Origin of the sequence: Pseudopedobacter sp. (genome assembly GCF_040392825.1) — a bacterium.
Lineage (GTDB): Bacteria > Bacteroidota > Bacteroidia > Sphingobacteriales > Sphingobacteriaceae > Pseudopedobacter.
Genome location: NZ_JBEBVH010000095.1, coordinates 1 through 13,521 on the forward strand (window position 1 = coordinate 1; position 13,521 = coordinate 13,521).

16 protein-coding genes are annotated in these 13,521 nt (G+C 36.5%); 3 read left to right on the forward strand and 13 right to left on the reverse strand.

Features of this window, described 5'->3' with window-relative positions; genetic code table 11:
* Nucleotides 1–687 precede the first annotated feature (687 nt).
* The 10 genes from ABWO41_RS08565 to ABWO41_RS08610 all read right to left on the reverse strand — a co-directional run bounded on the left by ABWO41_RS08565 (nt 688) and on the right by ABWO41_RS08610 (nt 9,012).
* Entirely contained in the window at nt 688–984 is a 297-nt protein-coding gene (locus ABWO41_RS08565) for an ATP-dependent Clp protease adaptor ClpS (RefSeq protein WP_353136454.1), read from the reverse strand.
* Between the two features lie 265 nt (nt 985–1,249).
* Nucleotides 1,250–1,618, reverse strand: a complete 369-nt coding sequence (gene mnhG, locus ABWO41_RS08570) for a monovalent cation/H(+) antiporter subunit G (protein ID WP_353136457.1) — start codon at nt 1,616–1,618, stop codon at nt 1,250–1,252.
* Complete coding sequence (locus ABWO41_RS08575) at nt 1,615–1,884, reverse strand: monovalent cation/H+ antiporter complex subunit F (RefSeq protein ID WP_353136460.1); 270 nt, start codon at nt 1,882–1,884, stop codon at nt 1,615–1,617. The genes mnhG and ABWO41_RS08575 overlap by 4 nt, the downstream gene beginning before the upstream one ends.
* Complete coding sequence (locus ABWO41_RS08580; protein WP_353136463.1) at nt 1,881–2,363, reverse strand: Na+/H+ antiporter subunit E; 483 nt, start codon at nt 2,361–2,363, stop codon at nt 1,881–1,883. The genes ABWO41_RS08575 and ABWO41_RS08580 overlap by 4 nt, the downstream gene beginning before the upstream one ends.
* 9 nt (nt 2,364–2,372) lie before the next feature.
* Nucleotides 2,373–3,878 carry a proton-conducting transporter transmembrane domain-containing protein gene (locus tag ABWO41_RS08585; RefSeq protein WP_353136466.1) on the reverse strand — a complete coding sequence of 502 codons (1,506 nt, stop codon included), beginning with the start codon at nt 3,876–3,878 and terminating at the stop codon, nt 2,373–2,375.
* Nucleotides 3,875–4,234, reverse strand: a complete 360-nt coding sequence (locus tag ABWO41_RS08590) for a Na+/H+ antiporter subunit C (RefSeq protein WP_353136469.1) — start codon at nt 4,232–4,234, stop codon at nt 3,875–3,877. Before ABWO41_RS08590 ends, ABWO41_RS08585 begins: the two co-directional genes overlap by 4 nt.
* Entirely contained in the window at nt 4,234–4,647 is a 414-nt protein-coding gene (locus ABWO41_RS08595) for a Na+/H+ antiporter subunit B (RefSeq protein WP_353136472.1), read from the reverse strand. The genes ABWO41_RS08590 and ABWO41_RS08595 overlap by 1 nt, the downstream gene beginning before the upstream one ends.
* Nucleotides 4,648–4,649: 2 nt before the next feature.
* A complete protein-coding gene (gene mbhE / locus ABWO41_RS08600; protein ID WP_353136475.1) occupies nt 4,650–6,959 on the reverse strand; it encodes a hydrogen gas-evolving membrane-bound hydrogenase subunit E in 2,310 nt (769 codons plus the stop codon).
* Between the two features lie 158 nt (nt 6,960–7,117).
* Nucleotides 7,118–8,794 (reverse strand): B12-binding domain-containing radical SAM protein, encoded by a 1,677-nt coding sequence (locus ABWO41_RS08605; RefSeq protein WP_353136478.1) that lies wholly within the window; start codon nt 8,792–8,794, stop codon nt 7,118–7,120.
* 44 nt (nt 8,795–8,838) lie between these two features.
* The gene (locus tag ABWO41_RS08610; RefSeq protein WP_353136481.1) at nt 8,839–9,012 is read right to left on the reverse strand and encodes a hypothetical protein; all 174 of its coding nucleotides are present in this window, start codon (nt 9,010–9,012) and stop codon (nt 8,839–8,841) included.
* A 293-nt stretch (nt 9,013–9,305) separates the two neighbouring features.
* Between ABWO41_RS08610 and ABWO41_RS08615 the strand changes: the two genes are divergently transcribed.
* Together ABWO41_RS08615 and ABWO41_RS08620 are read left to right on the forward strand one after the other, a co-directional pair.
* On the forward strand, nt 9,306–9,746 hold the full coding sequence (locus ABWO41_RS08615; RefSeq protein ID WP_353136484.1) for a cold-shock protein: 441 nt from the start codon (nt 9,306–9,308) through the stop codon (nt 9,744–9,746).
* A gap of 22 nt (nt 9,747–9,768) precedes the next feature.
* Nucleotides 9,769–9,960 (forward strand): cold-shock protein, encoded by a 192-nt coding sequence (locus ABWO41_RS08620; RefSeq protein WP_353136487.1) that lies wholly within the window; start codon nt 9,769–9,771, stop codon nt 9,958–9,960.
* 99 nt (nt 9,961–10,059) lie between these two features.
* On the opposite strand, the gene ABWO41_RS08625 is transcribed toward ABWO41_RS08620, so the two are convergent.
* Nucleotides 10,060–11,325 carry an RNA polymerase sigma factor gene (locus ABWO41_RS08625; RefSeq protein WP_353136490.1) on the reverse strand — a complete coding sequence of 422 codons (1,266 nt, stop codon included), beginning with the start codon at nt 11,323–11,325 and terminating at the stop codon, nt 10,060–10,062.
* A complete protein-coding gene (locus ABWO41_RS08630) occupies nt 11,325–11,669 on the reverse strand; it encodes a YciI family protein (RefSeq protein WP_353136493.1) in 345 nt (114 codons plus the stop codon). Before ABWO41_RS08630 ends, ABWO41_RS08625 begins: the two co-directional genes overlap by 1 nt.
* Before the next feature lie 449 nt (nt 11,670–12,118).
* Here ABWO41_RS08630 and ABWO41_RS08635 point away from each other — a divergent pair, with 449 nt between their 5' ends.
* A complete protein-coding gene (locus ABWO41_RS08635; protein ID WP_353136496.1) occupies nt 12,119–13,246 on the forward strand; it encodes an FAD-dependent monooxygenase in 1,128 nt (375 codons plus the stop codon).
* 18 nt (nt 13,247–13,264) lie between these two features.
* Here the strand turns inward: ABWO41_RS08635 and ABWO41_RS08640 are convergent.
* Nucleotides 13,265–13,521: M48 family metalloprotease (locus ABWO41_RS08640; protein ID WP_353136499.1), on the reverse strand; the 257-nt coding region annotated here is incomplete at its 5' end.

The window sequence follows — 13,521 nt, forward strand, 5'->3', positions numbered from 1 at the left end:
TATTTTATCAGGGTGAAGCAAATGTCACTAATTCCAAATTATACGAGAGATTATTACCTGCTATGGTAAAAGATTGGAGAAATGACTTTGAGAATAACTTTCCGTTTTATTATGTACAATTAGCTCCTTTTAGCTATCAAAACATGGGCTGGAACAGTAATGGAATTGAAGTTGCATTGCAAAGAGAAGCTCAATACAATGCGAAAGCTAATATATCTAACTCAGGAATAGTTTCTACGGTGGATATTGGTTCAGAGAAGACGATACATCCTCCAGATAAAAGAACTGTGGCTAAACGTTTGGCTTATATGGCGTTGTATAAAACTTATGCAATGAATGGGTTTAATGGAGAAACACCATATTATGTGTCACATATAATAGAAGGAGATAAAGCGGTTATAACTTTAGAGAATACAGGCTATGGTTTGCATAGCAGAAACGAGCCTTTTATAGGATTTGAGATTGCAGCGGAAGATAAAGTTTTTTATCCGGCAACAGTAGAGAATGTTAAAGGGACTAATAATAAGCTTATGGTTTTTTCAGAAAAAGTGAAAAAGCCGGTTGCTATCCGTTATGCGTTTAAAAATTATCAATATGGTAATTTATATAATAGCTATGGTATTGCAGCTTTGCCTTTTAGAACAGATTCATGGTACGGAGTAAAGAAGATATGGCTTAACTACTTTCTTACTCCACAGAAACAGTTAAGCCTTCTTGTTTTAATATCTTTCTGTAGACTTCCATTTCGGTATAAGAGCCTTCCAGTATGGCACATTTACCTTTGGTGTGGACAGTCCAGGCAATTTTCTCAGCTTCTGATTCTGAGTAGTCCAGATAGTGACAAAGACAGTGGATAACATGATCAAAAGTATTGGTGTCGTCGTTCCACAGTATCAGGCGATGACTCTTTTTTAAAGAGGTTAGTATTTCTTCAAGCGTAAAGGTTTCTTCCTTGGTTTCTACGTCTGCCATATTCAATGTCATAATGCAAATTTAAAAAAAAGTATGAAGAGAGCTTAATAAGATTTGTGTTACTGGAAGTAAAGATTGAGGGGGATTTGGAGGAAAGGTTGGGGAACAAAGACCATGGACTATAAACTATGGACCATGCGACCACCTGACTTCGGTCTTCCGTCTCCGGACTTCCATCGGGACTAATGAACTTAGTGAAGCTATAGCCGATGATAATATTGTTCAAATCCGGACTAACCAACTAAAGTCTTGCCAAAGGCATCCCCTCGGGAAACAACTAATCTTCCTCTTCCTGTCCACTCTTTAAAATACCTTTTTCTTTGTCGTACATACCTTCCATATCGTCGGCTACTGTCCCTTTCCAAAGCTTTGTGCCGGAGTAGTAAGCTGCTCTGGCAATAAGATGACCCGATACCGGGGCTGTTAGTACCAGAAACAGAATGATAGCGAACGATTTTGTGTTCACCGAAGTTTCGCCGAAAAAAATAGAAGTTGCCGCCAGTAGGAACCCGGTACCAACGGTTGCCGCTTTAATGGTGACGGAAAGGCGCAGGTAAAAATCTGGCATTCTAAAAATTCCAATAGCAGCCACTAATATTACCAAACTGCCAATGGTGGCAAAAACCATTACTAATATTTCTGTCATTTGTTAATTTTTTCTATGTAGTAAGCAAAAGCTAGTGTACCCAAAAATGCGATAAGAGCCAATATCATTCCAACATCCAGGAACAAAGCGTTATTAAAAGAAATACAATAAATGGCAATAACACCTATTCCCGATGTGATAATCAGGTCAAGTGCAATCACCCTGTCTACTATGTCCGGACCTTTTATTAATCTGATGAAGGTTAATATCAGAGAGAACGATAATATAGGTAATATCACAAATTGCAGGTACCAGCTTAAACTCATCTTGTTAAATCTAAAATTCTTCTTTCAAAACCTTCTTTTATTTCCTTAATGAAGGCATCTTTATCTTTTAAATACATGTTATGGATGTACATCACCTTTTTATCTGTACTGATATCCATAATTAAAGTTCCGGGTGTAAGAGATATGCAGGAAGATAAGAGGTTGATTTCCCAATCGTCATCAACATCCATGGGGTACTTTACAATTCCCGGTTTCATGAAATAGTTGGGAGTAACTACGTCATAAGCGACCTGGATATTTGCTTTGATCATTTCATAAATGAAATAAAGCACAAATCCTATTGCCTTAGGTACGCGGTTAAAATATTTCTTGTTTTCCCGGTTTTCGCCCTTTGCCAAAATCCAGAGAATAAAATAACCGAGCATAAATCCGAAGAGGAAATTGCCATAGTAGAAAGTCCCGCTTAGTGCTACCCATATGAACATGAGCAGCAGGTTCATTAAAAACTGTTTCGTCATATGTCTTTCTTAAAATCCAAATACTGCATTAATATATGGTTGTGTATCAATCATCTGTGTAGCTATCTTTTTGCTGAAATAGTAAATTCTGTCAGCAGACAAACCAATATAAAGCGTAATTCCCATTAAAATTACAATTGGACTTATCAGATAGATTTTATCCAGCAGAGATCTTTTCTCAAATAAATTTTCTCCTCTGCAAGCATCAAGATCCTTTTCCTTCCAGAATATATTTGCCCAGGCCTTAATCATAACATATAGTGTGATAAAACTTGCAAAAATAACACCAATCACATAGGCATACTGATTGAGATCAAATGCAGCTTTAATAAAATTGATTTTTGGCCAGAACCCGGATAAAGGCGGAATTCCAATCAGCGAAAAGAATACGAGTGCAAAAACCAGGGATATTTTGGGGTACTCTTTATACATATTGCCCAGATGGTTCATGTTTACCGAGCCGTTCATCATCCTGATCACGCCGGTAATAAGAAACAAATTGGTTTTAATAATGATGTCGTGGATCAGATAAAAAATGGTTCCGATTAAAGCGGTCAATGTAAACATTCCAATGCCACCAACCATAAAACCAATATGACAGACAATAAGGTAGGAGAACAATTTTCTCAGATTCATTTTATTGACTGCTCCAAAAGCACCCACAAACATGGTGCAAACAGCGAGTATAATGACAACTTCGCTAACCCATCCTTCCATTCTGAAAACCAGAGAAAACATACGTAACATGGCATATATACCAACTTTGGTTAGAAGCCCTCCGAACAATGCCGCAATAGCTGATGGTGGTGTATGATAGGATGATGGCAACCAGAAATATAAAGGAAAAATGGCCGATTTAATTCCGAAACTGAGAATAAAGAAAATGGATACAACAATAACTAAACCCTGATTAGGGAGTTGCGGAATCTTTACAGCCAGATCTGCCATATTCAATGTCCCGGCAATTCCATAGAGTAAACCAATACCTGTTAAGAAAATAGTAGAGGAGAACAGATTAATTGCCACATATTTAATAGAGCCTTCTATTTGTGCTTTTCTTCCTCCTATGGTCATCAGTACAAACGAAGAAATGATGATAACCTCGAACCAAACATACAGGTTAAATAAATCGCCTGTGAGAAATGCACCAAACAGGCCCATCAACAAAAAATGGTAAATCGTATAGAATCCGTAGCGTACACGATTGGTTCCAATACCCCGCATGCAATAGATAGAAATGCAAAGGCCAACAATGCTGCTCAGTAAAACCATCAAGGCACTAAAAGTATCTGCCACGAAAGTGATACCAAACGGAGGTTTCCAGTTGGCAGCATGCATCACTAAAATGCCATCTTGTTCTACTCTTGTGAACAGAATAATTGAAGCAATCAGTATAATGAAGCTTCCAAAAAGACTAATGTATCTTTGTATACTGTTTTTGCCCCAAAAAAGTAAAGTAATTATAGCGATAACCATCTGCCCTAACAGGGGCATTACAATAAAGTTTTCAATCATATATCGTCAATTTCTTCCGGGGTATTCAAATCATCTAAATCGTCAGAATTCACTAAAACATATACGCGTTTCAGTAACACAATAGAAAATGCCTGTAAGCCAAAGCTAATTACAATAGCCGTTAATATCAGCGCTTGTGGCACAGGATCTGCAAAAGGCTCTATCAGTGTTTTTAAACTATCTTCCATAACTGGCGGATTGCCTCTGGTAATCCTTCCCATTAATAAAATCAGCAAGTTGGTACCGTTACCTAAAAGCATCACACCTATCAAAAGTTTAACCATACTTCTTCTTAGCAACATATATGCTCCCGAAGAATAAAGCAGTATGATGAGGAAAATGATTATTAGCTCCATTATTTCGTAGATTGTGAAATGGTGAACAAAATGGTTAGAACTACGCCGATAACCAGAAGATAAACTCCGAGATCAAAGAATAGGGCTGTTCCTATCATTCCTATTATTGGGATAGGTTCATTGTACCAGACTCCTGTCATAATGGGATCTCCAAAAAACATAGGAAAAATGGCACTAACCAAAGAAATTACCAGGCCCACAGGAATAAATCTGGAAGGATGCCTTCTTAGCAGTTTCAATGTTTGCTCTACGCTATTGGCAAAGCTATGCATAACAAAAGCGATAGAAGCTATAAGGCCGCCAACAAATCCGCCTCCTGGTTTATAGTGTCCCCTTAATAGAATAAACACAGAAAAAAGGAGTAAAACAGGAAGTAAGTAATTGGTGGCTGTTTTTAAAATTCTACTGTACATAACTATTCTTTTTCTGTTTCCTGAACCTGTAATTTTAACAAACTAATTACGCCGATACCAGCAATACTTAATACTACAATTTCAAACAATGTATCGAACCCTCTAAAATCTACCAGGATTACATTGACCACATTTTTGCCATGTGCACTGATATAGGCTTCATTTGCATAAAACTTAGAAACAATATTGGGATGTGGTTCGTGGATGATTCCTAATGCAATTATCCCAATAAAAAGGCCAAACAGAATAGAAACTATGGCGTCTCTAAATTTGGTTGCTCTATTAGCAAAGTTAATGAACGACGGTAGCCGGAACAGCACCAGTACAAACAGTACAACTGTAAGTGTGTCTATGGTGAACTGTGTTAAAGCCAGGTCCGGAGCGCTGTAAAACACAAAGAATAAACAAATACAATAGCCTACTACACTCATAGACACAATAGCTGTTAAGCGAGAAGATGTACTTATAGTTGTAATTACAGAGATAATTACCATGATGGCAACAGCAACCTCGTAAATCCTGAGCGAACTGTATCTGCTAAAATCCAGTGTAATATGTATATGTTTAAAAATAGCATATCCCAAAACGAGTAAACTGAAGACAATAATGGTAAGTAAATATTTTCTTAAATAACCGTTATGCAGCAAATGGGTGATCTTAAACGCAGAATCCTTTAAGGTTGTGTTTAGCCGGTAGAAAACTTTGCCCATAGAAAATCTGGGGTCCTGTTCTTCTAACGGTGCTCTTTTTAATCTGAACAGATAGAACACTGTTCCCAGAAATATAGTTATGGCACTTAAAATAAATATGATATTGAAACCATGCCAGATATGTAATCTGCTTAAAATAATCTGCTTGTCTGTAAGGATTGTTTGAGAGAAATTATCCAGAAATGAAGCTTCAAAAAGCTGAGGGAATATTCCGAATAAAATACAGAATAAAGCTAATAAGACAGGGGCAAATGCCAGTTTTGGTTCAAATTTGACGTTGGTTTCGTCTGCGATTTCAGATTTTTTTCCGATAAAAGGTGTTATTCCCGCCGTGAAAGAAGAATAAAGCATTAATATATTTGCCAGTACCAATACGCCTAGAAGGGCGAAAGCCCACGTTTGTTGTAGCTGGTAAACGGCATCGTAGACTAGTTCCTTACCTATAAAGCCAAAGGTAAGAGGAATTCCTGCTGCAGAAAATGCAGCTATCAGTCCGGATACAAATAACAGTCGGTTGTCTTTCCTCAATCCCGACAATAGGGTAATATTTCTGGTATGATAAGTATGGTCTATAATCCCGGTAATCAGGAATAAAGTAGCTTTGTACAACGCGTGTATTACAATGAAAACACCTAATGATTTAATTGCCAGATTACTTCCGATACCTATGAGAAAAACCATAATACCTAAGGCGGAGATGGTAGTATATGCTAAAATACTTTTTAAGTCAACCTTACTTACAGATACTGCCGCTCCTAAAAATAAAGTGATTCCACCAACGGCAGTTAAAGTAATATTCCAAATATCATAGCCCTGAAAAGCGGGGGAAAAGCGTATCAATAAATAAATACCTGCTTTAACCATGGTTGCGGAATGCAGGTAAGCCGAAACAGGCGTAGGAGCTTTCATTGCTCCGGGTAGCCAGAAATGGAACGGGAACTGAGCAGATTTAGTAAATGTTCCTATAAACAGTAGCGTTAATATACCTCCAAAATAAGGATGTGATGTAATTAAGTTTGCGTTTTTAATAATTTCCTGAATAGAATAAGAACCAGCAATTTGTGCCATCCAGATTAATCCGGCAAAAAGTACCAAACCGCCAGCTCCGGTCACACCTAAAGAAACCAATGCGCTTTTTCTGGATGCAGCACTGTAATGGTAGTGACCAATAAGAAAGAAAGAGCTGATGCTGGTGATTTCCCAGAACAGAAATAAGCTAATTACATTATCGGATAGGACCATGCCCAGCATGGCAGACATAAATAAGCTTAAGTATCCAAAAAAACGGTGGATATCTTTGTCTTTAATCAGATATTTGGATGCATAAACAAATATTAGACTACCAATTCCACTAATCAGCAAACAGAATAAAAGTGACAAACCGTCCAGGTTGAAATCCAGATTAACATTCATTTCCGGAATCCATTTGTAAGAGTATAAAATTGCATTCTCAACTCTAACAGAAGGTATCTGTTGCAGGAAATAAACAAATAAACCTATAGGTATTAAAGCATAGCCTAAAGTAGATTTAGCGTTTAACTTGTTGCTGAAAAATAGAATGAAGATAGATAAGATTATCCCGGATAGTACACTTATAAGCATCAATGTCAATTAAACGTTTGAGCTTAAAAATAGTCAAAAAATGTAAAAAATCAGCATTAAAAACCTGGTTTTTTGATTTTTTGTTACCTAAATGGCGCTTTTTTTCCTAAAAATGTAAAAAAATGACATTAGCTTGTGATTAATCAAAGACCTATATTTTAACCTGCCAATACTAATTCGTCTTTATGGTATTGGATTACAGGTGCAGTCTGCCCGTCGTAACGAATGATAAGCTGCCCTTTTTTAGGGAAAATACAATTAGACTCCATCCAAAAATCCCAATCGAAATTAATGTCCAGAATTACAAAGCGGTACTTCTGATGATTTAGCCTTAAACGCTCGATTATTTTGTTGCTTTCCGTTTTTTCAATTTCAAGTCCAAAAGAATTTTGGGGTCTTTGTTTGCTATACAAATAATAATCTATTGCAAAGAACTCTTTAATGTACTGGTCGGCACCATAATTTTTAGTAGTGAAATCGTATATTCCATTGAATATATCCGCAAGAGAATGTTTATGGAAGATATAGTTTTTTTCAAAATGCCTGCCCAGTTCCATTAAGTAATCAAAAATACTATGGTGCTCTGCTACATATTTTAATGTATGTGCAGCTCTTTTTTTATTCCAGTAAATCTCAAGGGCATTTTCCATTAAGGTAATGTCATGAAGCTCCTTTTCGCTTAAGAAATCACTTTTTATAATTTGATACGGTGGGTTAGGGTCAAAAACATAACCATATTGTTCGTATTTTTCTCTAACCGGAGTACCTTTCAGGAATTTTAGAAAGCCAAGCTGTAGTTCTGGCGGGTATAATTTAAAGGTAGATTCAAAACTAAATTTCAGATCAGACAGGTATTCTAAAGGCAGACCTACAATCAGGTCCAGATGCATTTCAATACGATGGTCCAGCTGTTTAATGATACTGCTGGTTTTTTGGAAGTTTTGTTTTCTGCTTACTTCCAGATTGCTGGCCTGATTTACCGTCTGTATACCAATTTCGAAGCGGAAAAGACCTGGCGGAACTTTTTCATTAACAAATGCGATAATATCCGGATGTACAATATCTGCTGTAATTTCGAACTGGAATACATTTTCGGGACGGTGATTATCCAGAATAAACTGAAAAAGCTCTAACGTAAATTCTCTTTTGATATTGAAGGTCCTATCCAAAAACTTAATGGTACGGCCATGCTGCATTAAGTACAACAAATTGCTTTTAATAGTGTTCATATCCACATACCGCATTCTGTTGTCTAAACTCGCCAAACAGAATTCACATTTATAGGGACAGCCACGACTGGTTTCTATATAACAGACCTTGTTGTATAAATCCCCGGCCAGGTCGTATTGGTAGGGGTTTCTATTGGTCAGTAATTTAATATCAAACTGTTCGGTCTTTTCTCTGTAGATAATCTCACCATTTTCTTTATAAATGAGATTGTTTATCTGGCTAAAATCCGGATAGTTCAGTACAAACTTCTCGAAAGGAATTTCGCCCTCTCCGGTAATGATAAAATCTACATGGGGAAGGTTAATGATGTTTTGCCATTCATAACTGACTTCCGGTCCTCCCAATAAAATTTTAGTATGAGGATTAAGCTGTTTGATTTTCTCTGCAACCGACAGTGTCTCGGTAATATTCCAGATATAGCAGCTGAAACAAACAATGTCATACTCTTTACAACACTCGGCTATTTCATCAAAATCTGTTTTTATGGTGAACTCCTTCCAGGACAGGTCTGCCCGGTCTTTGTTCAGATCATATAAGATTCTGATAGCCAGATTAAGATGAATATACTTGGCATTTAAAGTTGTTAAAAGTATGCTTGGTTTCATTACGCACTAAGATAGTATAAATTTTGTGCAGGCCAGACCCTGTTTTAAAATATGGCTGACTTATTTTTTGCGAATAAAAGAACATAAATAATCTTTAATCCAAATAATTGTCGTACCTTGTACAAATAATTTATTAATCGGGCTTCTGCCTTTGCTTTTTCTGTCATAGTTAGAATACTAATTTTTTCTCTCTCAGTTTTCGCTTTTCCAGCTGCCATAATTTTTAAATGCTCCGTTTGATTATGAATGTTTATGTCGGCAATTTGAATATCCGGGAAGCTGAAAGCCAATTTACTTCCCTTGGGTTAATTGTCAATAATTAATATTCGGGAGAATATATGGATAAAATAAGTGGGCAGAATGGTGGGAAATACGGTTTATAAAGATAGCAATTTCGTTCTGTGATAATTCAGAAGAAAGGTGATAAAGAAATTGAAAATCAGATGTTTTTGATATACCTGTTAAAATAAACAGGTTTTAATCATATATAAAATTAAATTTTAAAATAACTATGGCAGATTCGTTTGCAAAAAAGGAAAAAGACAAAAAACGAGCAAAGAAAAAGCAGGATAAGGCTGAAAAAAGAGAAGAGCGTAAAACCAATAACAATAAAGGCAAAAGCCTGGATGATATGATTGTTTATTTGGACGAGTATGGTAATTTTACTAATATCCCGCCAGATCAGCAGAACAGGAAGAAAATTAATGTCGAAGACATACAAATAGGGGTCGCTCCAATAGAAGAAGAGGAAGAGGTAGAAAGTACAGGAGTAGTATCGCTGTTTTTTAGTGATAAAGGTTATGGCTTTATTACAGAAGATAAAACCCGCGCCAATATATTCGTTCACAGCAACAAATTAACGGAACCGGTAAAAGAGAAAGACAAAGTGTCTTTTAAAAAGGAAATGACACCGAGGGGTTATGCCGCTGTCGATGTCAGAAAAATCAAATAATTTATAATCAAACAAAACAACAATGAAAGAAGGCAAAGTAAAGTTCTTTAATGTAACAAAAGGTTTCGGATTTATTACTCCATCAAACGGTGGTGAAGATATTTTTGTTCACTCATCTGGTTTGGAAACAGAGATTCGTGAAAACGATGAAGTAGTTTTTGAAGTAGAAAACGGAAGAAAAGGACTAAATGCAGTTAACGTTAGACTAGCTTAATTGGATAAATATTAAGTGTCTCCTATGAAAAACAAAAAAGCTCCGAAAGGGGCTTTTTGTTTTTAACTACTAAGAAGAGCAACGCGTATTTCAAATTATTTAGCCCTTATTAGCGGTTGTTTTTTTCTGGCCTAGCTGTTCTATTGCTTTTATTAGGGTTTGTTTTTCTGTCCTGGATTTTGTTAGTTCAATAGCTTTTTTATAATGATAGACAGCTTTGCTATTGTCATCTTCGGCGTATAAATAGCCTAATAATTCGTGATAGAAAATGCTTTCTGTTAGTTTGAGCTTTTCGGCTTCGGATATCGCCTTGTGATGTCCGTAAACTTTTGCAAATGCAAATATTCTATTCAACGCTGTTATTGGGGAATATTCGATAAGAATAAGTTGATTGTAAAGTTGTAAAATGTGTAGCCATTTATTCTGGTCTGTCGATGTTGTATGCCAGTAAGCAATGCCGGCTTCTAAGTGATATTTTGAAAATTTGTTTCCATTGCAGGCATTGATTAAATAGTAATTTCCTTTTTCAATTAAGTCTTTGTCCCACAAACTTTTGTCCTGTTCGTCAAATAAAATGGCTTCACCTTTATTATTTGTTCTTGCTTTTATTCTTGAACTTTGAAAACACATTAAGGCAAGTAATGCGTTTGTTGCTGGTGTGTTCGTGTAGTTATTTTCTGTTAGGACTAAGGTTAGTCTTATAGCTTCCGAACAAAGTTCTTTTCTAATGAACTGATTATGGGTTTTAGAGAAATACCCTTCGTTAAATAATAGGTATAAAGTTTTTAAAACAGTGTCTAATCTTGCTTTGATTTCCGTTTCGTTTAGTACTCTGATTTGAAAATTATCATTGCGTAGATTGGTTCTGGCTCTAAATAAGCGTTTTTTTATGGTTTCGGACTTCGTTAGAAAAGCATTGGCAATTTCTTCCACGCTGAAACCACAGAGAATCTGAAGTGCCAGACAAATCTGGCTTTCAGTAGAATTACCCGAATTGCAGACAGCAAAAATCATTGCCAACTGACTGTCTGAGATATTCTGATTGTTATATTCAAAAACTTGTTCTGCCTCAAGTTCGTCTGGTTTTACAGCTTCACTGACCTGTGTTTCAAAAATAGCAACGTGTTTGAAATAATCCTTCGCCTTGTTTTTAGCAACAGTATAGAGCCAGGCAGTGGGATTATTGGGTATACCATTAATCGCCCAATATTCGGATGCTTTTAAGAATGTGTCACTGGCAATATCCTCAGCAATCTCAATATGTCTTAAACCAAAATGACGGCATAAGACTGCCGTCATTTTCGCATATTCCTGGCGGAATAAGTGAGGTAAAAGTTCATTTTGTGATTGCTTATTTTTAGCCATTAATCTCTTCTTAAAACTTCACGAACTTCAATGTTTCCGCCCACCTGATGAAAAATAGGATTGCCTTTAGCTAATTCAACAGCTTCGTTGATACTTTCGGCACTTATAACAATGTAACCACTGATAAACTCTTTGATTTCTGTGTAAGGTCCATCTGTTACCACATGATCGGATTTTACGGTTTTTGCACTTTCAGGAAATGGTAAAAGCGTATTTCCTTTGTCTACCAACTTGTTCTGTGCCGCAATACCAGCCAACCAATTCATTCTTTCCTGCATTTGTTCAGGTGATGGTTTAAAGTCGGCAATGTCTTTTAGTCTGAAAATTAACATGAATTCTTTCATTTTTTTAAAATTTATTGTTCATCCTAATGACGATTGAGATTTCGGAATGGGGACAAAAGCTGTGATTTTTTAATCAGTTATTTCTGGCTTTAATCTGTATATGCTTTTTCGATTTTCTACAACCTCCGTTGGTTATCACCAATACTCAAAACCTTTGCCATTTCCCGCTCATGGTGTAAAAATAAGATTTATTATTATTTAAATATCCCTGTACAATTAAGGAACTTATATGATTTTGCAATGAATATTTTAGGTATGGACTTTATATCATTCAAATTGCATTTACCATAGAAACTGTAACCGGATAAAACGGAATGCCCTCAGATTGGCATGATATTTTTTGCTACCTTCTATCGATCGAATTTAGGTGCGTTTATCTCCGGTCTTTTGAACGTGAACCGTTGTATTTTGTAAAACACTATTTTTGAGAGGTAGGACGTTAACGCAACATGATGGATATTGCTATTATAGGGGGAGGAATTGGAGGTTTAACAATGGCATTGGCTTTAAAAAGAGTAGGTTTGTCATTTAGGGTATTTGAAGCTGCGAATGAAATAAAGGCGGTAGGAGCAGGTATTGGTTTGGGAAGTAATGCTATGCAGGTTTTTCGTCATCTGGGAATTCATGATGATGTTGCTGCTGCGGGACGCCGTATTGCTGTAATGAGTATTACGGACGAGAAATTCAGAGCCCTTTCCAAAATGGACCTGTCTCGTTTTGAGAAACAATATGGGGTAAGCAATTATGCTATACACCGGGCAGATCTGCATAGGGTCTTAGCAAAAGCTGTGGGAGATGAACATATTGCATTAAATAAAAGATTAAAAGATATAGAGAAAACTGCTACAGGTTTTAGTCTTTTGTTTGAAGATGGTACTATAAATGAGGTTACTCACATTATCGGAGCCGATGGGATAAAATCAAAAGTAAGAGAAACGTTTTTTGAAAAAGGAACTTTGCGTGATGCAAAGCAATTGTGCTGGCGTGGCGTTTTAGACGCTGGCTTACCTGCTTCGCTAGATTATAATGCCTTCGAAGCTTGGGGAAAAGGAACGAGGTTTGGTGTGGTGAAGGTTAATTCCAGACAAGTTTATTGGTATTTACTGATTGATGAACATCTGGGAACGCTGGAATCTGATGTAGAACAGTTGGCAAAAGCATTCGATCCCTTAGCACAAGATTTAGTTAGGAATACAGATAAGGAAGGATTGATAAAAACCAGAATCTACGATCTGAAATCAATTGAATCGTGGAGCCAAAAAGGAATTTGCTTAATCGGAGATGCGGCTCATGCTACCACGCCCAATTTAGGGCAAGGAGCCTGTCAGGCTATAGAAGATGCTTATGTTTTGGGCGAACTGTTGAAGAAATACGATATAGATACGTCATTTCAGAAATATCCGCAGATTAGAATGCAGAAAGCCAAATCTGTAGTGAGTTTAAGTTGGATTCTGGGAAAGGTTGCACATTGGTGTAATCCTGTAGGACTCGCCTTAAGAAACTTATTAATGCGGGTTGCTCCGGAAAGAATGAACTTGAAGCAATTGGAAGTTTTATTCAAGCTGGACAAGGTTTAAAGTAAGCTATTCCTTTTCTCAATCCTTCAATTCTTCTTTCAAGTTATCCCATGTACTGTTGGATAGAATCGTTTGATAGTCTCCCGGCTTATTTTTGCTGTATTCAGTAATATATTCTGCTCTTTCTTTAGAGTCAGGATGCGTACTAATCCATGTCAAATACTTTGTTTCACCATGCTCTTGTGATAGTTTGTATAGAAAATTTGCAAATGGTTCAGGATTTATCTTTGCTTTTATCAGATAATCAACAGCTTTAATATCTGCTTCTTTTTCTA

Excerpts from the sequence above, each read along its gene's own strand:
- ABWO41_RS08565 (WP_353136454.1), bottom strand. The coding sequence starts at position 984 with ATGACATTGAATATGGCAGACGTAGAAACCAAGGAAGAAACCTTTACG.
- mnhG (WP_353136457.1), bottom strand. The coding sequence starts at position 1,618 with ATGACAGAAATATTAGTAATGGTTTTTGCCACCATTGGCAGTTTGGTA.
- ABWO41_RS08575 (WP_353136460.1), bottom strand. The coding sequence starts at position 1,884 with ATGAGTTTAAGCTGGTACCTGCAATTTGTGATATTACCTATATTATCG.
- ABWO41_RS08580 (WP_353136463.1), bottom strand. The coding sequence starts at position 2,363 with ATGACGAAACAGTTTTTAATGAACCTGCTGCTCATGTTCATATGGGTA.
- ABWO41_RS08585 (WP_353136466.1), bottom strand. The coding sequence starts at position 3,878 with ATGATTGAAAACTTTATTGTAATGCCCCTGTTAGGGCAGATGGTTATC.
- ABWO41_RS08590 (WP_353136469.1), bottom strand. The coding sequence starts at position 4,234 with ATGGAGCTAATAATCATTTTCCTCATCATACTGCTTTATTCTTCGGGA.
- ABWO41_RS08595 (WP_353136472.1), bottom strand. The coding sequence starts at position 4,647 with ATGTACAGTAGAATTTTAAAAACAGCCACCAATTACTTACTTCCTGTT.
- mbhE (WP_353136475.1), bottom strand. The coding sequence starts at position 6,959 with ATGCTTATAAGTGTACTATCCGGGATAATCTTATCTATCTTCATTCTA.
- ABWO41_RS08605 (WP_353136478.1), bottom strand. The coding sequence starts at position 8,794 with ATGAAACCAAGCATACTTTTAACAACTTTAAATGCCAAGTATATTCAT.
- ABWO41_RS08610 (WP_353136481.1), bottom strand. The coding sequence starts at position 9,012 with ATGGCAGCTGGAAAAGCGAAAACTGAGAGAGAAAAAATTAGTATTCTA.
- ABWO41_RS08615 (WP_353136484.1), top strand. The coding sequence starts at position 9,306 with ATGGCAGATTCGTTTGCAAAAAAGGAAAAAGACAAAAAACGAGCAAAG.
- ABWO41_RS08620 (WP_353136487.1), top strand. The coding sequence starts at position 9,769 with ATGAAAGAAGGCAAAGTAAAGTTCTTTAATGTAACAAAAGGTTTCGGA.
- ABWO41_RS08625 (WP_353136490.1), bottom strand. The coding sequence starts at position 11,325 with ATGGCTAAAAATAAGCAATCACAAAATGAACTTTTACCTCACTTATTC.
- ABWO41_RS08630 (WP_353136493.1), bottom strand. The coding sequence starts at position 11,669 with ATGAAAGAATTCATGTTAATTTTCAGACTAAAAGACATTGCCGACTTT.
- ABWO41_RS08635 (WP_353136496.1), top strand. The coding sequence starts at position 12,119 with ATGATGGATATTGCTATTATAGGGGGAGGAATTGGAGGTTTAACAATG.